The sequence below is a fragment of the Shewanella zhuhaiensis genome, assembly GCF_022484835.1.
In the GTDB taxonomy this organism is placed as follows: Bacteria; Pseudomonadota; Gammaproteobacteria; order Enterobacterales; family Shewanellaceae; genus Shewanella; species Shewanella khirikhana.
In genome coordinates, this window is the sequence record NZ_JAKUDL010000002.1 from 683,781 (window position 1) to 705,964 (window position 22,184).

General features: G+C 52.7%; 17 protein-coding genes and 5 tRNA genes. 8 read left to right on the forward strand and 14 right to left on the reverse strand.

The features are described 5' to 3' along the window. Nucleotides 1–57: 57 nt before the first annotated feature. The 3 genes from MJ923_RS08640 to MJ923_RS08650 all read right to left on the reverse strand — a co-directional run bounded on the left by MJ923_RS08640 (nt 58) and on the right by MJ923_RS08650 (nt 2,271). On the reverse strand, nt 58–1,965 hold the full coding sequence (locus MJ923_RS08640; RefSeq protein ID WP_240590736.1) for an EAL domain-containing protein: 1,908 nt from the start codon (nt 1,963–1,965) through the stop codon (nt 58–60). Between the two features lie 156 nt (nt 1,966–2,121). After that, nucleotides 2,122–2,197: transfer RNA gene (locus MJ923_RS08645), tRNA-Asn, on the reverse strand. Nucleotide 2,198: 1 nt separating this feature from the next. Next, nucleotides 2,199–2,271 (reverse strand) — tRNA-Asn (locus MJ923_RS08650). 779 nt (nt 2,272–3,050) lie between these two features. On the opposite strand from MJ923_RS08650, the gene uvrB reads away from it, so the two are divergent. Further along, nucleotides 3,051–5,066: an excinuclease ABC subunit UvrB gene (gene uvrB / locus MJ923_RS08655; protein ID WP_240590737.1), complete on the forward strand. Its 2,016-nt coding sequence runs from the start codon at nt 3,051–3,053 to the stop codon at nt 5,064–5,066. Nucleotides 5,067–5,140: 74 nt separating this feature from the next. On the opposite strand, the gene rrtA is transcribed toward uvrB, so the two are convergent. Then, complete coding sequence (gene rrtA, locus MJ923_RS08660) at nt 5,141–5,722, reverse strand: rhombosortase (RefSeq protein ID WP_420854428.1); 582 nt, start codon at nt 5,720–5,722, stop codon at nt 5,141–5,143. 44 nt (nt 5,723–5,766) lie between these two features. Next, a complete protein-coding gene (gene queC / locus MJ923_RS08665) occupies nt 5,767–6,459 on the reverse strand; it encodes a 7-cyano-7-deazaguanine synthase QueC (RefSeq protein WP_240590738.1) in 693 nt (230 codons plus the stop codon). Between the two features lie 215 nt (nt 6,460–6,674). Between queC and queE the strand changes: the two genes are divergently transcribed. After that, entirely contained in the window at nt 6,675–7,346 is a 672-nt protein-coding gene (queE, locus tag MJ923_RS08670) for a 7-carboxy-7-deazaguanine synthase QueE (RefSeq protein WP_240590739.1), read from the forward strand. Nucleotides 7,347–7,417: 71 nt separating this feature from the next. Here the strand turns inward: queE and MJ923_RS08675 are convergent, their stop codons facing one another. From MJ923_RS08675 to MJ923_RS08690, 4 genes are all read right to left on the reverse strand, one after another. Beyond that, entirely contained in the window at nt 7,418–8,488 is a 1,071-nt protein-coding gene (locus MJ923_RS08675) for a PLP-dependent cysteine synthase family protein (protein ID WP_240590740.1), read from the reverse strand. Nucleotides 8,489–8,674: 186 nt separating this feature from the next. Beyond that, a tRNA-Tyr gene (locus MJ923_RS08680) sits at nt 8,675–8,759 on the reverse strand. Nucleotides 8,760–8,796: 37 nt separating this feature from the next. After that, nucleotides 8,797–8,881, reverse strand: a tRNA-Tyr gene (locus MJ923_RS08685). Nucleotides 8,882–8,918: 37 nt separating this feature from the next. Next, nucleotides 8,919–9,003: transfer RNA gene (locus MJ923_RS08690), tRNA-Tyr, on the reverse strand. A gap of 125 nt (nt 9,004–9,128) precedes the next feature. On the opposite strand from MJ923_RS08690, the gene MJ923_RS08695 reads away from it, so the two are divergent. The 3 genes from MJ923_RS08695 to MJ923_RS08705 all read left to right on the forward strand — a co-directional run bounded on the left by MJ923_RS08695 (nt 9,129) and on the right by MJ923_RS08705 (nt 12,282). Further along, nucleotides 9,129–9,614 (forward strand): VC2046/SO_2500 family protein, encoded by a 486-nt coding sequence (locus MJ923_RS08695; RefSeq protein WP_240590741.1) that lies wholly within the window; start codon nt 9,129–9,131, stop codon nt 9,612–9,614. A gap of 68 nt (nt 9,615–9,682) precedes the next feature. After that, nucleotides 9,683–9,970, forward strand: coding sequence for a DUF406 family protein (locus MJ923_RS08700; protein ID WP_240590742.1), 288 nt, complete (start codon nt 9,683–9,685; stop codon nt 9,968–9,970). Between the two features lie 134 nt (nt 9,971–10,104). Next, the gene (locus MJ923_RS08705) at nt 10,105–12,282 is read left to right on the forward strand and encodes a putative bifunctional diguanylate cyclase/phosphodiesterase (RefSeq protein WP_240590743.1); all 2,178 of its coding nucleotides are present in this window, start codon (nt 10,105–10,107) and stop codon (nt 12,280–12,282) included. A gap of 64 nt (nt 12,283–12,346) precedes the next feature. Here the strand turns inward: MJ923_RS08705 and MJ923_RS08710 are convergent, their stop codons facing one another. Further along, the gene (locus tag MJ923_RS08710) at nt 12,347–12,802 is read right to left on the reverse strand and encodes a YchJ family protein (RefSeq protein WP_240590744.1); all 456 of its coding nucleotides are present in this window, start codon (nt 12,800–12,802) and stop codon (nt 12,347–12,349) included. 140 nt (nt 12,803–12,942) lie between these two features. Then, on the reverse strand, nt 12,943–13,446 hold the full coding sequence (locus MJ923_RS08715; protein WP_338092220.1) for a YybH family protein: 504 nt from the start codon (nt 13,444–13,446) through the stop codon (nt 12,943–12,945). A 170-nt stretch (nt 13,447–13,616) separates the two neighbouring features. On the opposite strand from MJ923_RS08715, the gene MJ923_RS08720 reads away from it, so the two are divergent. Next, nucleotides 13,617–14,204 (forward strand): Smr/MutS family protein, encoded by a 588-nt coding sequence (locus MJ923_RS08720; RefSeq protein WP_240590746.1) that lies wholly within the window; start codon nt 13,617–13,619, stop codon nt 14,202–14,204. Nucleotides 14,205–14,332: 128 nt separating this feature from the next. On the opposite strand, the gene MJ923_RS08725 is transcribed toward MJ923_RS08720, so the two are convergent. Further along, nucleotides 14,333–16,228 carry a M2 family metallopeptidase gene (locus tag MJ923_RS08725; RefSeq protein WP_240590747.1) on the reverse strand — a complete coding sequence of 632 codons (1,896 nt, stop codon included), beginning with the start codon at nt 16,226–16,228 and terminating at the stop codon, nt 14,333–14,335. A gap of 178 nt (nt 16,229–16,406) precedes the next feature. Between MJ923_RS08725 and psrA the strand changes: the two genes are divergently transcribed. Beyond that, entirely contained in the window at nt 16,407–17,048 is a 642-nt protein-coding gene (gene psrA / locus MJ923_RS08730; protein WP_126166970.1) for a TetR family transcriptional repressor PsrA, read from the forward strand. A gap of 14 nt (nt 17,049–17,062) precedes the next feature. Beyond that, nucleotides 17,063–19,342, forward strand: coding sequence for an acyl-CoA dehydrogenase (locus MJ923_RS08735; RefSeq protein ID WP_240590748.1), 2,280 nt, complete (start codon nt 17,063–17,065; stop codon nt 19,340–19,342). A 120-nt stretch (nt 19,343–19,462) separates the two neighbouring features. Here the strand turns inward: MJ923_RS08735 and pyk are convergent, their stop codons facing one another. Then, complete coding sequence (pyk, locus tag MJ923_RS08740) at nt 19,463–20,902, reverse strand: pyruvate kinase (protein WP_240590749.1); 1,440 nt, start codon at nt 20,900–20,902, stop codon at nt 19,463–19,465. A gap of 187 nt (nt 20,903–21,089) precedes the next feature. Further along, nucleotides 21,090–21,944 carry a MurR/RpiR family transcriptional regulator gene (locus MJ923_RS08745; protein ID WP_126166967.1) on the reverse strand — a complete coding sequence of 285 codons (855 nt, stop codon included), beginning with the start codon at nt 21,942–21,944 and terminating at the stop codon, nt 21,090–21,092. Nucleotides 21,945–22,184: the final 240 nt, after the last annotated feature.

The following is a 22,184-nucleotide window of genomic DNA, read 5'->3' on the forward strand; positions in this document are numbered from 1 at the left end:
ATTAACAACATATCAAAAGCAGGGTTAACCGGGCCGGGTTGATTTTTATTCAGTCGGTTACTCGCCGGCTTCGCCTGGACCCATTTGTTGGGGCTGAGCGATGTAATAGCCTTGCAGACCATCCACCAGCAATTTTTCCAGGGTCAGCTTTTCTTCCTGACGCTCAACGCCACAGGCAATAACTCTGACACCAATGCGGCGGGCAATATCGATAATCATCCGCACAAAAAACTTGTTGTTGGCGTCCTGATCGATGGCTTCGCTGTAGGTGGCGTCGAGTTTGATGTAATCCGGGCGGATTTCACGGAAGAACTTGAACGAGGTAAAGCCCATACCAAAGCGCTCGATGGATACCCGGGTGCCAACGCTGTGGACTTCACGAATAAACTTAAAGCAGCCGTGCATATTGGTTTGTAGACCACTTTCATTGATTTCTACCACCAGGCGGCTGGCCACGCTGCGCTGTTTTATCAGCAAATCTTTAAGCCAGCTGACAAAGTTTTCGTTGGTGGCGGACGCTGCGCTGATGTTGACACCAAAAGAGCCGCTGAGGTTTTTGTTGTCTATCAGCATTTTGATAGCAGACAAAATCACCAGCTTATCCAAATCTATCGACATGCCGTGGCGCTCAGCCATGGCAATCACGGTGGCGGTGGGCAGAAACTTGCCTTCGGGGTTATAAAAGCGGGCGAAGAGCTCGCGATACACTTCCACTTCGGCGCGGCAGGGCTGAATAGGCTGCTGGAAGAAGCGCACTGCACGGCGTTTGATTATGTCGTTAATTGCCAGTTGCCAACGGTTATCACCGATTTCCATGTCATCACTGAAATCTTCCAGAGTATGGAAACTGTTCGGACCCAGGGTTTGGGCAATACTGAGCGCTGCATCGGACAAGCTGAGCAGGTTAACCGGGTCGACACCGCTCTTGTAAGGTACCAGCCCCGTGTAGGCCACTGAATCGGTCTTGGTGGTGCTTTGGTATTCATCGAGCAAGGTTTTCAGGGGCTCAAGGAAACGCTCGGCCTCTTTTATCACCAGATTGGGCAGGAAGATGGCAAAGTCGGAGCTGCTTATTCTGAAACATTCGGCATCGGGAAACTGGCCGCAGGCACGGCGAAGACAGTTTGCTACCTTGGCGAGGTATTCATCTCCGGCAGTGCGCCCCTGTAACTGGTTGATATTGCCAAGCTCTGTGGCCTGCACCATAGCAAGACAGCCGAGCAAATCTTTCTGGCTTTTGGCAACTTCATCGAGTTTACGGGTGAAGCGGGCACGACTGCCAAAGCCGGTGATGGGATCTTGAAAAGCCGCCCTCGACAGCTTTTCGTTTTCCTGATTCAAACTGTCGATTTTGCTTTTAAGACCTGCACGGCTTTCTTCCAGCGCCTGAGCCAGCGGTCTTAATTCGGCTCTGAGCCTTGATTGCTCTACCGGCGCAAAGTTAAGTGAAGGAATGGCGCGGATATAGTCGGCGGCATAACGGATATTGCGTGACAAAAACGCCTGCAGCAGCCAAAACAGCAGCAAAGCGCAGCCAAGCAGACCGCCAAGGATAATTAGCTGCTCGGTAAAAGCGGCAGTGGCGGCGCTGCGGGCATGGCTGACATCGAGCTTAACCATCATCCGGCCTTCGGGCAGATTGCGGGTATCACCAAGCTCAAGGGGGAAGAGTTGCATCACCGGGGAGTCGGCCGAGGCCTGCAGTTGCCCCTTGGTGAGATTGCGGGCACTATCGGTGGCGTCGGTGTACTGAAAAAACTGCAACGAATTATTATTGCTCAGCGCCTGATACAGCGCTGCGCCGTCACCTTTCCAGTCGGCAAGTTGGGTAAGGCTCTGCTGGTAGGCTGATAAAATCCGGGCGCCTTCATCCTGAAGTTGACCCTGACTTTCCTTATACATCCAAGCGACGGCAGCGCCGAAGAGTAAAATAAGGACGATTGGAAACGTTCTGCTCAGACTCATGATGAATTCCGTTTACGCCATTTACTGGATTTTAGTTTAAAGAAACTGCGAACAGGGCAAAAGTTTAACCAGTTTTGGCCAAAAACAAAATCCAAATCAACGGGATTTGCGCGCGTAGGCAATATTGGAGCAGGGCAGAGATAGCGAAAAAGAAGGTGGCTCCCCTGACTGGACTTGAACCAGTGACATACGGATTAACAGTCCGCCGTTCTACCGACTGAACTACAGGGGAACTCCCCTGACTGGACTTGAACCAGTGACATACGGATTAACAGTCCGCCGTTCTACCGACTGAACTACAGGGGAATCGTTGTAAAACAACTGCTCGCTGAGAACGGAGCGCATAGTAAAACGGGCAGCGGTATGAGTCAACGGCGGAGTTCAAAAAAAGTGTGATTATGCTGTTAAGTGCTCATCTAATGCACATCCTGATGTGAAAATCGGCATATTGTCCATGTTTCACACAGCAAGTGGCTGTTTTAATGAAGTAAAGTGAAATGTCAGCCGTAAGTTTCCTTGTGCTCAAGTGATGGATTGCAGTATGGATCCCTGGGCCGACTTTCATCTGTAGTTAAATTACAAACAGTTGCCACCGCCAGGGCAATTTTGCACACCCCGACCAAACCCACAGCCCGTCTGGCTTTGCGAGACTTTTCCACAAATTCTGTGGATAAGCCTGTGGGCTATCGCAAAAATGGCCCTGCAAACCCGCGTGGTTGTGGGATTTGTGTTAAATTGTGCGGGATTGCTCGAAAAGAAAAATGTTCAATAAAATCAATGTCAAGACTTTTCTTTCTGTTTTGTTGTTCCCCCCGGAAGTCGTTGCAAAATTGTAAGCGCGGAACATCATCTGCTTTGTGTATGATTTTGTGTTCAGCGGTGGAACAAACGTGCCAGTTAGCGCGAATCGACTGTCTTGTGGCGCTCTGACAGCCAGTTACAAATCCAAATCTGTTATCCTCAGTAGGAAATCTTGTCCGGCGGCAACGGCAACACATTGCTGGGACCTTGCCGCCGACATGCGGTGGTGTCCCTAAGCGGGCTGGTTTACACTATCGGCCGGTGAATTACAGGATGGCTTTCACGTGACCGAACAAGTTTTTCAGCTTTCTTCCCACTATGCCCCCGCTGGCGATCAGCCAAAGGCCATTGCCAAGCTGCTTGATGGCCTCGAGTCGGGGCTTGCCTGTCAAACCTTGCTCGGGGTAACCGGCTCGGGCAAAACCTTTACTGTGGCCAATGTGATAGCCACCATGGGGCGGCCGACCATTATTATGGCGCCCAACAAGACACTGGCGGCGCAGCTCTATGGTGAGATGAAGGAATTCTTTCCCAATAATGCGGTGGAGTATTTCGTTTCTTACTACGACTACTATCAGCCAGAAGCCTATGTGCCCGCATCCAACACCTTTATTGAGAAAGACGCCTCGGTAAACGCCCACATTGAGCAGATGCGCCTGTCAGCAACCAAGGCTTTACTTGAGCGGCGGGATGTCATCATAGTCGCCTCGGTGTCCGCCATTTATGGTCTGGGGGATCCCGACTCCTACATGAAGATGTTGCTGCATTTGCGCCAGGGCGATTTTATGGGCCAGCGGGATATCCTGCGTCGCCTCAGCGAAATGCAGTACAGCCGCAACGATATTGATCTGCAGCGTGGTACCTTCCGGGTGCGCGGCGAGGTGATTGATATTTTCCCGGCGGATTCTGAGCGCGATGCCATCCGGGTTGAACTGTTCGACGATGAAATCGAGCGCATCAGTGAATTCGACCCCTTAACGGGCCAGGTTACCAAACGTCTCGCCAGGGCGACCGTGTATCCCAAGACTCACTACGTGACCCCGCGGGAGAAAATTCTTGAAGCAATCGATCAGATTAAAGTGGAGCTTCGCGAGCGCAAACAGCAGTTTCTCGATACTCACAAGCTGATTGAAGCTCAGCGGATCACCGAGCGGGTGCAATACGATTTGGAAATGATGACCGAACTGGGTTATTGCTCCGGCATCGAAAACTACTCCCGCTATCTTTCAGGCCGTGGTGAAGGAGAGGGGCCGCCAACGCTGCTAGACTATCTGCCGGCGGATGGTCTGATGATCATCGATGAGTCCCACAACACGGTGCCGCAAATCGGCGCCATGTATAAGGGCGACCGCTCCCGCAAAACCACTCTGGTGGAGTATGGCTTCCGTTTGCCCTCAGCGTTGGATAACAGGCCACTGAAATTCGAAGAATTTGAATCCCTGATGCCCCAGACCATCTTTGTCTCGGCAACCCCCGGTAAATACGAGCTTGAAAAGAGCGGTGATGACATTGCCGAGCAGGTGGTGCGGCCCACCGGTTTGATTGACCCCGAGCTGGAAGTACGCCCGGTGGCGATACAGGTGGATGATCTGCTTTCAGAAGTCGCCAAACGGGTGGCGGTGAACGAGCGGGTGCTGGTAACCACACTGACCAAGCGGATGGCGGAAGATTTGACCGAATATCTGGACGAGCACGGCGTGAAGGTGCGTTACCTGCACTCGGATATCGACACCGTTGAGCGGATGGAGATTATTCGCGATTTGCGCTTGGGGGTGTTCGATGTGCTGGTTGGCATCAACCTGCTAAGAGAAGGTCTCGACATGCCGGAAGTGTCGCTGGTGTGTATACTCGATGCCGATAAAGAAGGCTTTTTGCGCTCCGAGCGCTCACTTATTCAGACCATAGGCCGCGCCGCCCGTAACGTGAACGGCAAGGTTATCCTCTACGGCGACCGCATCACCGACTCCATGGCCCGCGCCATGGCGGAAACCGAGCGACGCCGCACCAAGCAGATGCAGTTTAACGAAGAGCATGGCATTATCCCTCGCGGCGTGGTGAAGAAAATCACCGATGTGATGGATGTGGGCGAAAGGTCTGCCCCAAGCCGTGGCGCCAGCAAGGTGTCAGCTCGCGCCAGCGCCACCAAACCTGCGGTGAAGCAAGATCCGCATCAGATTGCCGTGACCATAGATGCGCTTGAAAAACAAATGCATCAACATGCGCGGGATCTGGAGTTTGAGCAGGCCGCTGCGCTCAGGGATGAAATCCATGGGCTTCGCCAGCAGTTGCTGCAGGCCTGAGAGGCCTGAACGCCCGTAATGAAAAACGCGCCTTAAGGCGCGTTTTTTGTATTTAAGGCAGGCAGCATTCAGCTTTAGCCACAAGCCTTGGCCTGTTTCAATTTACTGAATGTAAGATATACCGCGCCCAGCGCAGTGCCGAGCACAGCGCCCACCAGATGTGACTCGGTGGCGACTCGGGCACCAATCAGGCTCGCCACATCGGTGCTGGCACCAAAAAACTGCTCATAAGCCACTTTTAAACCCAGGCCAATCAGCAGCAGCCAGCCAGACTTAAGCCCACGCTTGATATCCATGATTGCGCCAAAAGCAAACAGGCCGTGTAAGATCCCGCTAAGGCCGACGTAGGCGTGCAGGCTTGGGTCAAAGAGATACAAACCAATACCTTCGCCGAGGCAGAGCGATAACAGAAGCAGCAATAGCCCTGCGGCGCGGTAATGAAAGTGGTGCAGGCTTAAGATGACCCAGAAGCCTGCCAGGTTCATCAGCAGGTGCCAGTGGTTGGTGTGCAGCAAATTGCCGCTGACAAGGCGCCAATATTCGCCTGCGCCAATCAGTTGCCTTTGCCAGTTAAGCTGCCCATCAACAGGCAAAAAATACAGCGCTGTGCAAAGCAATGACAGCGCAGCGCCAACCGCCAGCAGGGGCTTGTCTATTGGGGGCAGCAGGCTTAACAGCGACTTGCCGGAAGACTGCTCGCTCAATTGGTGGTCGTCTTTTTGGCAAGTTCGGCGTTTACCGAATCACGATTATCGAGGTAGTCCTCAAGGCCGCGGCGGCGCAGCAAGCAGGCAGGGCAGTCGCCACAGCCGTCACCTTTAATGCCGTTATAGCAGGTCAGGGTTTGATTACGCACAAGCTCAAGCTTGCCGTAACGGTCGGCCAGTGCCCAGGTTTCGGCTTTGTTGAGCCACATCAGCGGGGTGCGAATTTCAAGCTGCTTGTCCATTCCGAGATTCAGCGCCTGCTCCATGGCTTTGACAAAGTCATTGCGGCAATCCGGGTAGCCGGAGAAATCGGTTTCGCACACCCCGGTGATCACCGTATCTGCGCCAAGCTGATAAGCGTAAATACCTGCCAGGGTGAGAAACAGAATATTGCGTCCTGGCACAAAGGTATTGGGCAGGCCATTTTCCATCAACTCGTGGGAAACCGGAATGGCGTCGCGGGTGAGGGCGCTGATAGCAAGCTCGCCCAGCAAAGAAACGTCCATGATTTTATGGGACGCACAGCCAAGCTCGTTTGCCAGTGTCTTGGCCACTTCTATTTCTTCACTGTGGCGCTGACCATAATCGAAGGTGATGGCATGCACTTCATCAAACTGCGACAGGGCCTGCACCAGACAGGTAGTGGAATCCTGACCACCACTGAAAACGACAACTGCTTTGGACATGGAAAAACCGATACTGAGTTAAACTTTTGGGGATATAGTGTATCCCAGCATCCGGGCCGCATCAAAGTCAGTGGCATCAAAGTTAGGGTTAGTGGCGCTGAGTCCCGGTTGAAAAGTTCCCTTGAATCCGTGGCTGAAATCTTCTATAACAGCCGGCCAAATTGAATGTCCGTCGTTAACCAGCCATGGCAGCGACACCAACTGAGCGAGTGCTGATGAGCGAGTATCCCATCAACGAAGTATTTGAAACCATTCAGGGTGAAGGCAGCCACACAGGTTTGCCCGCCATCTTCGTGCGCCTGCAGGGCTGTCCGGTTGCCTGTCCCTGGTGTGATACCGCCCAAACCTGGGATCTGCTTGAGCAAAACAAGGTCGCCCCTGCGGATGTCATCCAGGTGGACGGCAGCATTGGTCGCTGGGCCATGCATACGGCAGCATCGCTTATTGAGGCGTTTAATCAAAAGGGCTTTAGCGCCAAACTGGTGGTGATCACCGGCGGCGAGCCTTGTATGCACGACTTAACGGATTTGACCCAAGGCTTTGAAGCGGCAGGGTTTCATTGCCAGATAGAAACCAGCGGCACTTTTGAGGTACGCTGCTCAGACAGCACCTATGTGACAGTATCACCCAAGATGAATATGAAAGGCGGCTATCCTGTGCTGAAACAAGCGCTTGAGCGTGCCAATGAAATCAAACACCCGGTGGCCACCGATGCACATATTGATGAACTCGATACGCTGCTCGATGGCATAGATATCAGCAGCAAGACCATTTGTTTGCAGCCAATCAGCCAAAAGCCCCGTGCCACAGAGCTTGCGATGAAAACCTGCATTGCCCGCAACTGGCGCCTGTCTATTCAAACCCACAAGTATTTGAATATCGATTAATTTGGTAAACCGCTCAGTCATGCCAATAAAAAAGCTCCCGAGGGAGCTTTTTTCGTTAGGGCATCAGGCACTCATAGCCTGCCACTTTCACTGAAGTCGGTAAGTGCCGCGCTGGCAGCGGAGATATCGCCGATGTGCTGGCTTACCCAGTCGCTGTTGTAGTAGGTATCGAGATAGCGCTCGCCCGGATCGCAGATAAGCGTCACTATGCTGCCGGTTTCGCCGCGCGCCTGCATTTGGGAAGCGAGTTTCAGCGCGCCAAAAAGATTGGTGCCGGTAGATGGCCCGGTTTTACGGCCGATTAGCGATTCGAGCCAATACATGGTGGCGATGGAGTCCACATCCGGCACTTTCAACATCTCATCCACGACGCCCGGAATAAAGGACGGTTCCACCCTGGGGCGGCCAATGCCTTCTATACAGCTGCCTTTTTCACAGGTAATGCAGGCATCGCCGCTTTTGAAATAGTCGTAAAATACCGAGTGCTGCGGGTCGACCACCAATAGTTTGGTGGCAAGACGCTGATAACGGATATAGCGACCAATGGTGGCGGAAGTGCCGCCGGTGCCCGGGCTCATCACAATCCAGCTGGGGATGGGGTGCGGTTCGCGCTCCATCTGGCCAAAAATCGCGTTGGCGATATTGTTGTTGCCGCGCCAGTCGGTGGCCCGTTCGGCGTAGGTGAACTGATCCATATAATGGCCACCCAGTTCTTTGGCGAGTTTCTCTGACTCGGCGTAAATCTCGCTGGAATGTTCGACAAAGTGGCAGCGGCCGCCGTAAAACTCAATCTGTTCGATTTTGCGCTTGGCGGTGCTCTTTGGCATCACCGCAATAAAGGGCAGGCCGAGCAGGCGGGCAAAATAGGCCTCAGACACCGCAGTGCTGCCGGATGAGGACTCGATTACCGCCGTACCTTCTTTGATCCAGCCATTACAAAGGGCATACAGGAACAGTGAACGTGCCAGACGATGTTTAAGGCTACCGGTCGGGTGGGTGCTCTCGTCTTTTAAGTAGATGTCGATGCCGTCCAGCATCGGTAGTTCGAGTTTGATCAGATGGGTGTCGGCGCTGCGCTGAAAGTCGGCTTCAATTTTACCGATGGCGTTGGCTACCCAGCTTGTGCAAATGGGAAGGCTCATGGGGAGTCCTGTGTTTTGCGATACGAGCTTGGATGATATGCAAAATCAGCAGGTTTTCACAGCGTCAGCATCAAAGCAGCTACAGGCCGATACAAATTTATGCGTTTGCTATTACGGGAAATAGTATGACGAGAAATAGAAAGTGCGGTGAGTTACTACAGGCGCTGCCCGCGAGGGCAGAGAAGATGGTGGAGGGAGAAGGATTCGAACCTTCGAAGGCGGAGCCGTCAGATTTACAGTCTGATCCCTTTGGCCACTCGGGAACCCCTCCACGAGTTTCTTGCTTTACATTTTTTGCGTTGCTGAAGTGGTGGAGGGAGAAGGATTCGAACCTTCGAAGGCGGAGCCGTCAGATTTACAGTCTGATCCCTTTGGCCACTCGGGAACCCCTCCACGAGTTTCTTGCTTTACATTTTTTGCGTTGCTGAAGTGGTGGAGGGAGAAGGATTCGAACCTTCGAAGGCGGAGCCGTCAGATTTACAGTCTGATCCCTTTGGCCACTCGGGAACCCCTCCTCATCAGCGGCGGCCATAGTAAGCAGAATCGATCGCCATGTAAAGGCCAATTTTGCAAAAAAGGCTAAAGTTAGTCGCCGATTGGTCGATTAAATGACAACGACCTGTTTTTGTGATGTTTTTTTATGCAGATTGCTGCTGGTTTAGTCAATGAAAGCCAAGTAGGTGACCGCCTTGCCCGTGCCGTTGAAGACGGCCGCCGGGGCGACTTTGGCTTGATATTGGCAATGTTGTCCCAGGATGCCCGTGATTTTGCAGAGTTTTGCCTGTCTGCCGATGAGTCGGCCGAACAAAAGCTGAGCAAACAATTCGAATTGCCTCCTAAACAGGCCCTCGTTGCTACCCCAGGTAGCCAGGAATGTATGGACAACAGTGGCGTGTTCAGAACCTTCGGTCATACCGCGTTTCGATTGAATCAGGCATTACTGCCTGAACCTGTGCTTATTCGTGGTCAGCAGCCTGCCGATATGGTGATTGCGCTCAATAACTGTGAAGCCAATGTCAGACGTCGCTTTTATGGTGCGGCCCCGGCACCGGCCCAGGCCCTGATGCACTTTAATGATGTGCTCGAAGCGCAGCGAAGCCTTGGCAAAATGATGGCAGGAGCTTGACCCCGGGCAGGTTTTGCGCCAATAAACTGCTCTATACTTGAGGTTTATCAAAAGTAAGGAGCATGCAGATGAAAGCCATTAAAGACAACCAGAGCTATCAGGTTAACGATACCTGCACCGATTGTGGCAGTTTTGTTGATATCGGCGCGGTAATAGGTGAAGAAGATACCGCGCTGCTGCTGACATTTGGCGGCGATGATGCCTTTGAGCAGGCCAGAGCGCTGCAGGAAAAGGCGGTGGCACGCTTTAGCGAGGTGCATTACGAGATTGCAGAAACCGCCGATGGGGTTGTGCTTAAACTCAACTTTGATGTGGCGGCCGAAAAAATGATTTTTCAGTTGGAGCAGGGGTTCTGAAAAAATTTACATAAACTGTATATTGCCCCCTAAAACCAAGCTGATGTACATTCGAACTTCATAAAATATAAGAATAAAAATACCCGGTGGCTTGCCACTGCAGTTATCCCACACCCTGGGATTTAGGGACATGCGTGAAACGGCGTAAACATCAACTTTTGGTCGAACAAATAGTGCTCTCTGCTGCCAAACAGCAGGGAGACTTTGGCAAAACGGCTGAGCTGGCCACAGAACTGCTGTGCCAATCGCTCAGTTTGTCCAGTGCCTGCGTCTGGGCATTCGATGCCGAACTCTCCAGCCAATATCGGGTAGCACATTTCGGAAATGCAGCCCTCGGTGCGGCCGTGCAGCGGCCGTCACAAATCTCGGATTGTCCTTTTTACCTTGAAGAGCTTGGCAGCCGCCGTCAGATAGATGCCGCGGATACTGCGTGCGATCCCCGCCTGACTGAACTGAAAGACAGCTATTATTTGCCTGCCGGAGTGTATTCAAGCCTCGAAGTGGCCATACGAATCAACGGCCACCTGGAAGGGGTGCTGTGTCTTGAGCGCAGTGAAACCGGCAACTGGACCGACAGTGAAATTCATGTTGCCAATCAGGTAGCCGATCAGCTGGCCCTGGCCCTTGCTACCCGCAACACTTACGACAGAGAAGAAAAGCTGTCGCTGTTCAAAAGCGCTGTGGAGCAGTCCGAACAGGTGTGCATGCTGATAAACCTGCACACCGAAACCGTGGAATACGTTAACCGTGCCCATGGGCAAATTACGGGTGTGCCTCGGGAAAAAGTCATTGGCCGCTCGTTGAGGCAACTGGATTTCTTCAAGCAACACCCCAGGCTGGGTGAAGAGGTGCTTGGAAAAATTTTCCGCGGCCTCAGTGCTCAGGGTGAAATTCAGTTAAAGCGCTATGATGGCAGCGATTACTGGCTTAAATACCATGCAAGTCAGTTTGTTACCGAGCGCGGTAACTACTATGTACTGGTGACCTGTGAAGACAGCACCGAGCAGCATTGCTATCAGCAGGAACTGGAGCGCCTTGCCTGGCGCTGTAATCTGACCGGGCTTTATAACCGGCTGCATTTCAATCGGGTACTTGAGCGTACCCAGCAGGGGCAACTGCTGCTTATCGACCTTGTTGGCTTTAAACGCTTTAACGACACCTACGGGCACGAACAGGGCGATGCACTGCTTATCGAGATGGCCCGCCGCTTGCGGCATTTCTCGGATATCAATAAAGCCACCGAAATTGCCCGGGTGGGCAGCGACGAGTTCGCCATTTTGCTCCTTGGTGAAAAGCACAGCAGTGAAGTGGATTTCATCAGCAATCGTCTGTATCAGCATCTGGCCATGTCAGTGCAAATTGGCCGGGAGCAGGTCGACCCCAAACCGGCGCTGGCCATTGTCGACATTGCGTCGGTGAGCAATCTGGTGGCGCCGCTGACCTGTGCCGATATTGCGCTGCAATACGCCAAAAAGAAGCAGGGCACTGCCATCCAGGTGTTTAACAGCACCTTGCTCAGCGCGTTTAAAGATGATGCCCAAATTGAGCGCGATCTGCATTCTGCCATTCGTGGCCGCCAGTTTGAGCTGTACTATCAGCCACTTCGCGATTTACAAAACGAAAGGTACACAGGTGCTGAGGCGCTTATTCGCTGGCATCATCCCAAAAAAGGTGTGCTTTACCCCGGCGCCTTTATCGACATTGCCGAGCAGTCCGGACTTATTACCGCCATTGGCAGTTGGGTGCTGGAAGCCGCCTGTCGTCAGCTCAATCTGTGGCAGCACCACAATATCGATATCTCGATGCATGTGAATGTGTCGGCCAGGCAGTTTTTCTCAGGCAATCTGTATGAGCAGGTATGGCAATTGCTGACCCGCTATCGGTTAAAGCCCAAAACACTGATTTTGGAAATCACCGAAACCGAGCTGATGGAAGATATTCGCTATGCCACCAACCTGTGTCAGGAGCTGGCCGAGCTGGGTGTGGGGCTGGCGATTGATGACTTTGGCACTGGTTACAGTTCGATGCGATATCTTAAGCAGTTCCCGATCACCAAAATTAAAATCGACCGTTCATTTATTTCCGATCTCACCATCAGCCGCGAGAGCCGCGAGATTGTCAGCGCCATTATCGCGATGGCCAAGGCGCTGAACCTGTCGCTGACCGCAGAAGGGGTGGAAACGCCCGAGCAGGAAGCGTTTCTGGCGGCCAATCTGTGCCATCAGGCCCAGGGCTTCCTTTACAGCCCGGCGCTGCGAGAGGCCGAGTTTGCGCGTTTTATTGGCACTTTAAAACCGCAACTGGTTCACTGATGTAGTGATGCTCGCTGAATAAAAAAGCCAGGCTGAATTGCCTGGCTTTATTATTTTGTCCTATTCACTTGCCGCAGCACTGCTTGAATTTCTTGCCGCTGGCACAAATGCAGGGATCGTTGCGACCGGGAAGCTTCGCTCGAAACAGCTCTCCCTCGGTGTAATACCAGCGGCCATCCTGCTGTACAAATGATGACCGTTCACAAATGGCGTCGAGCACTCGTCCCTCTTTATACCAGGCACTGAAATGCACCATGCCATCAGCGCCATCCATTGAAGACTCGTGTACTTGTAATGCAGCCCAACTGGTGTGGGGGCCATTTGCCAGCAACTCTGTGGTCAGGCCGTTTACATATTCCGGGTGATGGGTATCTATCAGGTATTGCCACAGCCCCAGCACAAAGGCGCTGTAACGTGAGCGCATTAAGGCTTCTGGATGAGATGGCAATGCGCCTTCGTGATATGGCTTGCAGCAAGTATCATATTGCCCGGCGCCGCAGGGGCAGGCCTTAATATCCATGGGATTATCCTGAGAACAGAAATGTTGGCCGATTTTGGCCCCGTAACAGGGTTTAATTCAAGTCTCGTTTGCAATGATTAAACGCAAAACGGCAATCCGATGAGGGATTGCCGCTTTAAAAGGAGTCTAAACGGAACCGGTCAGGGCAGATCCTGCTTTGCGGGTTCATCGAAGCGCAAACCGTAGTAGAGCTCGCCCACAGGTTTGGCCGAGTAGTAGAACCTGGGTTCAGCGCGATTACTGGAGTCCAGTGTCAGCAGCCATTTGCCATCGGTTTGCTTTTTGACTACGGTAACAAACTTGCCGGCGTATTCGCTCACAGGCTCGCCGGTATCGGCAGCCGGGTGAAAGCGGATCAGGTAATAACCCACGTCTGTGACTGAATCACCGCTGCGGCTGCGGTCGATAACCCGGAAATCCACCTCAATTCGGGCATTCTTTTTACGAATTTTGCCGAAAAACTTGTCATACAGCGCCACTATCGAATCGCGGCCACGGACAATTTCTTTATCGTGCCGCTCCGGAATATAACAGGCGTTGTCGGCATAGATTTCGGCAATGAGTGCAACGTTCAGCTTATCAAAAGCTTCGGCAGACACCTGATAGGTGTGATTGATTGCCAGGTCGTCACTTTGCTGCGCCATGCTGCTTGCCAAAGCAGCAAACGATAACAAAAGGCCTGCCAATATCGGAAAAATTCTCATCTGTGTTACTTGTTTAGCGCTATTATGGGGCAAATATAATGTATGAGTGGCCGTAACCCAAGCGGCATATCTTTACAAAGTGTGTTACTTCCCAAACAGGAGGCAGCAGCGTGCAGTGTGAAGACCTGAATTTGTTCTTTGCTGAAATGGCTGATGTCAGGCCGCTGAAAACCGACGATAAGTTGCATTTCGGCGTCTCAGCCACCGATGATGAAACCGCCAGGCTAAGGCGTGCCAACGCCGATACCGACGAAAGGTTGGAGTCATTGTCTATAAATCCGGCTGAGCTTGAGCCGTGCCGCGCCGACGATCTGCTCGAATTTGCCCGAGAAGGGGTGCAGGACGCGGTATTAAAGCAGTTGCGTCTTGGCCGCTACGAGGCGAAAACCCGTGAAGACTTTCGAGGCCTTAAGCTAGGTGATGCGCGCGCAAGGCTGCTTGAGCTGATAGACGCTGCCATGTATCGCGGCGAGCGTAATTTGCTGCTGATTTCCGGTAAAGGCGGCGGCAGTGGCGCCCTGGTAGCACTGATAAAATCTGCACTTAATACCTGGCTTAAGCAACTCCCCGAGGTGCAGGCGTTTCACAGCGCGACGCGGGAAGACGGCGGCAGTGGCGCCTTTTATGTGATGCTGAGAAAGTCTGAAGCGAAAAAAATTCATGACAGAGAAACCCACAGGAAAGGCGCCAGACGTTGATATAGACCCATTGCTGGTCTTTTTAGCTCACTTCATTGAAATAAATAGTCATCAGATAGCCAGCAACATTCAGTAATAAAAAAGCCCGCGGATGCGGGCTTTTTTGATGGACCGGACTGACTTAAGCGTTACCAGCCGCAGGTACGGCCGGCGTCGGTGTTTTCTTTATCGAGCCAGGTTTTCAGCGGTGCAAAGTAATCCAGCACGGCGCTGGCATCCATATCCTTGCTGCCGGTAACCACTGCTAGGGCTTCCGGCCATGGTTTGCTGGCACCCATCTGCAGCATCTGATCCAGCTTGGCGCCGGCATCCTGGTTGCCGTAAATGGAGCAGCGGTGAACCGGGCCCTTGTCGCCGGCGATATCACACAGCGAGCGGTGGAACTGGAACTGCAGAATATGCGCCAGGAAGTAACGGGTGTAAGGCACATTGCCCGGTACGTGGTACTTGGCACCCGGATCGAAGTCGGCTTCGGTGCGCTCTACCGGCGCCATCACGCCCTGATATTTAAGACGCAGATCCCACCAGGCCTGGTTGTAGTTTTGTGGCGTGATTTCACCGTTAAATACTTTCCAGCGCCACTGGTCAATCATCAGGCCAAAGGGCAGGAAGGCCACTTTATCCAGCGCTTGTCTAAGCAGCAAACCTATGTCTTTGGAAGCATCAGGCACTTGTTCAAGCAGGCCAATCTGCTGCAAATATTTGGGGGTGATAGACAGGGCTATGGTGTCGCCAATGGCTTCATGGAAACCATCATTGGCGCTGTTCTTAAAGATAAACGGTTGATTTTTATAGGCACGCTGATAGAAGTTATGGCCAAGTTCATGGTGAATAACGGTAAAGTCTTCAGCGGTTTTCTGGATACACATCTTGATGCGGATATCATCTTCGTTATCCAGATCCCAGGCCGAAGCGTGGCAAACTACATCGCGGTCTTTGGGCTGCACAAACAGCGAGCGGCTCCAGAAGGTATCGGGCAATTTGTCAAAACCAAGGGAAGTAAAGAAGCTCTCGGCTTGCTCCACCATCTTGTGCTCGTCATAGCCTTTGGCCGCCAGCAGTTCAGTCACATCGTAACCTGGGTCGGCATCTTTGGGCGCCACCAGCGGGTACACTGTGCCCCATTGCTGGGCCCACATATTACCCAGCACGTGGGCTGGAATGGGGCCGGTTTTGGGAACCACCTCATCGCCGTACTGCTCGTTCAGCTCACCGCGAACGTAGCAGTGCAGCGAGTCATAGAGGGGTTTTACCTGGCCCCAGAGGCGGTCAAGCTCACCGGAGAAGGCATCCGGCGCCATATCGTACTGGCTGCGCCACAGCTCAGACAGGTTGGCATAACCCAAATCTCTGGCGCCTTCGTTGGCAAGCACCACTTCACGTTCAAACAAAGGCCGCATGGGTTTGGCAATGTCGCGCCAGCCAGCCCAGATTTCTTTAAGCAGCGCCGGATCGCGGGATTCAGCCATCAGTGCCGACAGCTCGGGCTGGGTCAGGCAGCGGCCGTCCGACAGGCAGTATTTGCCTTTGCCGTACAGACCATTGAGCTCAGCGACAATCCCGGCAAGCTCAGCGTTTTTGGCAGGATCCATAGGCGAGGGCAGCACTATGGCGCTTCTGAGCATATTCAGCTTACGGGCGTTGACTGCATCAAGCTCCACGCTGGCGAATTTAGCCGCCTCGGTAGCCAGCCGCACCGAAGTGGCAGTGACTTTCTCGTTCACAGCGGCCGACAGTGAGGCGGTATCTTCTGTAATAAAGTTGCTGTAAATCCACTCGGCGCGGTTGGCTTCGAGTGACAGCGCGGCAAGTTCAGCCTCAGCTTCGGTAATAAAGGCAATGGCATCAGCGGCCGTTACCTGCTCAGAAGCCGCTGGAGCGGCTACGGCAGCTTTGGTTTCAGCAGCCTTGGTTTCAATAGCATTGGTATGGGTGGTTTTGGCGTCTTCCTGGCAGGCGCTCAAACTGAGCGCCAAGGCAATGCCGAGCGCCAATTTGGCGGGGCGCAGCTTGGTGTGCATCATTTTCGTTGCTTCCTTGTTATTATGAATCGACAAAAGTCTAACGAGAGCGCCGGCAAATTACCATTGGCGCGGTGGAATTGGACTTTGAAAATGCAAACACCTGTTCATATTTCGTTTGACAAGCCGTTTACCTGTGATTAATTTAAACGAGTGTTTTAAATAAATCATAGGTCACGGAATGGCGAATCGATCCGACACCAAAACCCGAATTCTTGATGCCGCCGAAAAGCTGTTTGCCGAACGCGGCTTTTCAGAAACCTCTTTGAGGCTTATCACCAGCAAGGCCGAAGTAAACCTGGCCTCGGTGAACTACCATTTTGGCTCTAAAAAAGAGCTTATCCGTGCTGTGCTTGCCCGCTACCTGGATGTGTTTATGCCAGCGGCGTCGGCGGAGCTGGTTAAGCTTTCGCAGCAAAGCACCCAGGCATCCCTTGAAACCATTTTCTCTGCGCTGGTCAGGCCGCTTTTGGATCTGAACAAGGTGAGAGTGGAAGGGACGCGGATTTTCCTGCAATTGCTTGGCCGTGGTTATATCGAAAGCCAGGGCCACCTGCGCTGGTTTATCACCACCCATTACGGCGAACACCTTGACCGTTTCGTGCAGGTTGTCAGCCAAAGCGCGCCCCATATCCCGCCAGCAGAAATGTTCTGGCGACTACACTTCACTCTGGGGACTGTGGTCTTCACCATGGCATCGTCCGATGCACTGATGGAAATCGCCGAAGCTGACTTTAAAGAGCAGAACGACATCGAGTCGGTGATCCGCAAAGTCATCCCTTATATGGCTGCGGGCGTTGCCGTGCCACTTAATCAGGCATAACAGGAGTCATTGCCATGATCACATTGTTGTTATTGTTGGTGGCAGCCGTCATTGTGCTGTTTGCGGTAAAAGATTTGCGGATGAAGTTTATCACTCAGCCGGTATTTGCGTTTTTTAAACGGGTACTGCCGCCGCTGTCTGATACTGAACGTGAAGCCATGGAAGCGGGCGATGTCTGGTGGGAAGGGGAGCTGTTTCGTGGCAAGCCTAACTGGGATGCGCTGCATGCCTACGGCAAATCATCGTTAACTGCAGAAGAGAAAGCCTTCCTCGACAACCAGGTGATGACCGCGCTGTCGATGATTGATGACTTCGACATTGTTCATAACCGTAAAGACCTGCCTCCAGAGCTGTGGGATTACTTCAAAAAAGAAGGTTTCTTCGCACTTATCATCCCGAAAAAGTACGGCGGTAAAGGTTTCTCGGCCTATGCCAACTCTACTATTGTGGCCAAACTGGCTAGCCGCAGCGTCAGCGCAGCCGTTACCGTTATGGTGCCAAACTCTCTGGGCCCGGGTGAGCTTCTGACTCATTATGGCACCAAGGAGCAAAAAGACTTTTGGCTGCCAGCCCTCGCCAAGGGCGATGAAATCCCTTGTTTTGCGCTGACAGGCCCTGAAGCCGGTTCTGATGCAGGCGCTATTCCCGATGTGGGCGTGGTGAAAAAGGGCGAATTCAACGGTGAAGAAGTACTCGGCCTTGAGCTTAGCTGGAACAAACGTTATATCACCCTGGCGCCAGTAGCGACCGTACTGGGTCTGGCGTTCCAGATGCAGGATCCCGAAGGGCTGCTTGGCGATAAGAAGCACATCGGCATTACCTGCGCGCTCATTCCGACCAATCACCCGGGTGTTGAAATCGGTAACCGCCACAACCCGCTGAATATGGCGTTTATGAACGGCACTACCCGTGGCGATAAGGTGTTTATTCCGCTGGAATGGATCATCGGTGGTCCGCAGTATGCCGGTAAAGGCTGGCGTATGCTGGTTGAATGTTTGTCGGCTGGCCGCGGGATTTCCTTGCCAGCGCTGGCAACGGCTTCCGGCCATGTCGCCACTAAAACCACCACGGCTTACAGCTTTGTGCGCAAGCAGTTTGGTATGTCCATTGGTCACTTTGAAGGTGTGCAGGAAGCGCTGGCCCGTATCATAGGTAACACTTATCAGCTTGAAGCGGCGCGCCGTCTGACCACCACAGGCATCGACTTAAAGGTGAAGCCGTCAGTGGTGACCGCCATCGCCAAATACCATATGACCGAAATGGGCCGTGACGTTATGAATGACGCCATGGATATCCAGTCCGGTAAAGGCATTCAGCTTGGCCCGAAAAATTATCTGGCCCACGGCTATATGGCTAACCCCATCTCCATCACTGTGGAAGGGGCTAACATTCTTACCCGTAGCCTGATGATTTTCGGTCAGGGCGCAACTCGTTGCCACCCATACGTACTGGCCGAAATGGAAGCGGCAGGCATGGAGGATGTGGATGAAGCGCTGGAGCGTTTTGATGATCTGCTGATGGGCCATATGGGCTATGCCACCCGCAATGCTTTCTCCAGTTTGTTCTCGGCACTCACTGGCAGCCGTTTTGCCCAGTCGCCGGTGAGCGGTGAAACCAAGCGTTATTATCAGCATATGGGCCGTATGTCCTCGGCTCTGGCCATCATGACCGACATGGCCATGCTTATCCTTGGCGGTGAGCTTAAGCGCCGCGAAATGCTGTCGGCCCGTTTGGGCGATGTGCTTTCAGAGCTGTACCTGGCGTCTGCGACCCTGAAGCTTTTCGAAGACAATGGTCGTCAGCACGATGATTTGCCAACCGTGCACTATGTAATGCAGACCCGTCTGATGAAGGCCGCCAAGGCGCTGGACGATGCCCTGCGTAACTTCCCAATGCGCCCCGTGGCCTGGCTGCTGCGTGCACTGGTGTTCCCAATTGGCAATCACTTCAAGGGACCATCGGACAAACTGGCCACTGACGTGGTGGAAGCCATGCTTAAACCTGGTCCTGCCCGCGATCGTCTGACCTTCCTGTGTCCTTCATTTGAAGGCGACAAGGGCGGCATTGCCGAAGTGGAAGAAGCCTTTATTGCCCAGTTTGAGTGCCGCGGAATTTACAAGAAAATCCGCGCCGCCCAGAAAGAAGGCAAACTGAAAGGCAAGGGTATGTCTGCTGCTATGCTTGAGCAGGCGCTGGAAACCGGTGTTATCAACGCTGATGAACTGGCAAGCCTGAAGAAAGCCGATGAGCTGCGTCTGGCTGCCATCAATGTGGATGAGTTTGCCTCGCTGTAACTGATTGAGCAGACAATAAAAAAGGCACGCATTGCGTGCCTTTTTCTTTTGAGCGTTTTGCTCTTGCTGTTGTCTGTCATGATTGCCTGCGGCTGGCGAGGCAAATCAGACGAACAAACATTAAGGCAGGATCAGTACCTTGCAGGTATTGGTGCCACCGATGGTTTCCATGGCATCGCCTTTGGTCATCAGTACCAGATCGCCAGAGGTCAGGTAACCTGCGCCGCGAACGGCTTCCAGCGCCTGAGCAGCTACTTCGTCAGCGCGGAACGCAGTCGAGTCGAAGTAGACAGGCTGCACACCGCGGTACAGTGCCATTTTCGCCAATGTAGTTTCGTGGCGTGACAGGGCAATGATAGGTAGAGAAGAACTGATACGGCTCATCAGCTGGGCAGTGGCGCCAGACTCGGTCAAGGCAATGATTGCCTTCACACCGTCGAGGTGGTTGGCGGCATACATGGTTGACAGGGCAATGGTTTCTTCCACTGAGCTGAAACGCTCATCCATACGGTGCTTGGACACTTTCACGCTTGGATGCGCTTCAGCGCCCAGACACACGTTGGACATGGCACGTACGGTTTCTTCAGGGAAGTCACCGGCAGCGGTCTCGGCAGACAGCATCACAGCATCGGTACCATCCAATACGGCGTTCGCCACGTCCATCACTTCGGCGCGGGTTGGCATTGGGCTGGTGATCATCGACTCCATCATCTGGGTCGCGGTGATCACAACGCGGTTCAGCTGACGAGAGCGGCTGATAAGTTTCTTCTGCACGGCAACCAGCGCAGCATCACCGATTTCCACACCCAGGTCACCACGGGCAACCATTACTGCGTCAGAGGCCAGGATCACGTCATCCATGGCTTCGTCAGTGGCAACGGCTTCGGCGCGTTCAACCTTGGCAACAATCATGGCATTTGAGCCAGCGGCTTTGGCCAGATCGCGTGCGTAGTTCAGGTCGGCACCGGTACGTGGGAAAGATACCGCCAGGTAGTCCACGTTAATGCGGGCAGCAGTGATGATATCGGCCTTGTCTTTTTCGGTCAGCGCCGCAGCAGACAAACCACCGCCTTTCTTGTTGATGCCTTTGTTGTTGGACAAAGGACCGGCAACGGTTACCGAGGTGAACACCTTGCGGCCTTCAACGCGCTCCACTTTCAGCTGCACACGGCCATCGTCGAGCATCAGGATGTCGCCAACAACCACGTCATCGGGTAGCTCTTTATAGTCGATACCAACCTGAGTTTCGTCACCTTCACCTTTGGCAAGCTCTGCGTCCAGGATAAATTCCTGACCCAGTACCAGCTGAACCTTACGGTTGTCTTTAAAGGTAGATACGCGGATTTTGGGGCCTTGCAAGTCGCCGAGGATGGCAACGTGAACACCGAGTTCTTTGGCAAGGTTACGTACGCGGGTGGCACGCTCAAGATGATCTTCGGGGGAACCGTGGGAGAAGTTGAGTCTTACTACGTTAGCACCGGCCGCGATAATGCGGCGAAGGTTATCGTCACGGTCTGTGGCAGGGCCGAGGGTAGTAACGATTTTGGTTCTGCGGAACATGAGTTACTCCGTTAAGTTTCAAGTTAATCTGAAGACTATATTAACAGACATTGGCGCATATTATGTAGGAAAGTTACAAACAAAATGATCTATCTCAAGCTTTTATTTTTGTGAGAAACCGCCAACTTTTGGCGGTGGAATGGCGATCAGAGTAGATTCTGACCGCCGGGGAAGTCATGGAATCCAGTTACAGGTCCGGATCTTTATTGATCCTGGACTCCTTCAGGGCTTCCTTCACGCGCTTCAGGCTGTCTCTGAATCTTGGACCGCGGCGCAGGGTAAATCCAGTGGCAAGCACGTCAATAATCACCAGCTGGGCCAGTCTCGACGCCATGGGCAAGTACATATCTGTATCTTCCGGCACTTCCATGGTGACTGCCAGTGTACATTCGACTGATAAAGGCGAGTTGCGGGCGGTAATGGCAATCACGGCTGCGCCGTTCTCGCGTGCAAGTCTTGCTATATCAATCAATGACTTGGTGCGACCAGTGTGGGAAATCAGTACCACAACATCGCCTTCGTTGCTGTTAATACAGCTCATGCGCTGCATCAACACATCATCGAAACAAATCACAGGTACGTTAAAACGGAAGAATTTGTTTTGGGCATCGTGGGCCACGGCGGCAGACGCGCCCAGGCCAAAGAAAGAAATGGTCTTGGCCTGGGTCAGTATATCCACTGCTTTATTGATGGCCTGCATATCGAGGCTTTGGCGGGCAGTGTCCAAAGAAGCCATTGAAGATTCAAAGATTTTCGTGGTGTAGGACTCTGGAGAGTCATCTTCTTCAACGTGACGGCTGACGTAGGGCGTGCCATTGGCAAGACTTTGGGCCAGATGTAATTTAAAATCAGGAAAGCCTTTAGTATCGAGACGACGACAAAAACGGTTGACGGTAGGCTCGCTCACATCGGCCATTTTGGCCAGGGTTGCGATACTGGAGTGGATCGCAGTCTGTGGAGAGGCCAGGATAACTTCTGCCACTTTGCGTTCTGACTTGCTGAATTGGTTTAGACTTTTCTGGACCTTTTCTAGGGTATTCATACGCGTACGTCCGCTATTGATGAAGGTGTTATTTTTTTATTTTCTGATCACAGCGTTTCAATTTGCTGTGTGGATCACAAAGTGGTTTGCCGCTTACAGTTTTAGCGGTGATTTCACACCAACTTACTACTGCCAACAGTAATTTAAGCACAAAAATAATAACAGATTTCGTCTTTGGCTGCCTAGCATGGCGGTATCGACGATTTTTCAAATTATGGATGCATTTAACAAAATCTGTTG

Bases quoted from the DNA above. Each gene is read 5' to 3' on its own strand.
- MJ923_RS08700 (WP_240590742.1), top strand. From the start codon at position 9,683: ATGAAAGCCATTAAAGACAACCAGAGCTATCAGGTTAACGATACCTGC.
- MJ923_RS08695 (WP_240590741.1), top strand. From the start codon at position 9,129: ATGCAGATTGCTGCTGGTTTAGTCAATGAAAGCCAAGTAGGTGACCGC.
- MJ923_RS08745 (WP_126166967.1), bottom strand. From the start codon at position 21,944: ATGAATACCCTAGAAAAGGTCCAGAAAAGTCTAAACCAATTCAGCAAG.
- MJ923_RS08725 (WP_240590747.1), bottom strand. From the start codon at position 16,228: ATGATGCACACCAAGCTGCGCCCCGCCAAATTGGCGCTCGGCATTGCC.
- MJ923_RS08715 (WP_338092220.1), bottom strand. From the start codon at position 13,446: ATGGCGCAGCAAAGTGACGACCTGGCAATCAATCACACCTATCAGGTG.
- queE (WP_240590739.1), top strand. From the start codon at position 6,675: ATGAGCGAGTATCCCATCAACGAAGTATTTGAAACCATTCAGGGTGAA.
- MJ923_RS08640 (WP_240590736.1), bottom strand. From the start codon at position 1,965: ATGAGTCTGAGCAGAACGTTTCCAATCGTCCTTATTTTACTCTTCGGC.
- pyk (WP_240590749.1), bottom strand. From the start codon at position 20,902: ATGTTCCGCAGAACCAAAATCGTTACTACCCTCGGCCCTGCCACAGAC.
- queC (WP_240590738.1), bottom strand. From the start codon at position 6,459: ATGTCCAAAGCAGTTGTCGTTTTCAGTGGTGGTCAGGATTCCACTACC.
- MJ923_RS08675 (WP_240590740.1), bottom strand. From the start codon at position 8,488: ATGAGCCTTCCCATTTGCACAAGCTGGGTAGCCAACGCCATCGGTAAA.
- psrA (WP_126166970.1), top strand. From the start codon at position 16,407: ATGGCGAATCGATCCGACACCAAAACCCGAATTCTTGATGCCGCCGAA.
- MJ923_RS08710 (WP_240590744.1), bottom strand. From the start codon at position 12,802: ATGGATATTAAGGCCTGCCCCTGCGGCGCCGGGCAATATGATACTTGC.
- MJ923_RS08735 (WP_240590748.1), top strand. From the start codon at position 17,063: ATGATCACATTGTTGTTATTGTTGGTGGCAGCCGTCATTGTGCTGTTT.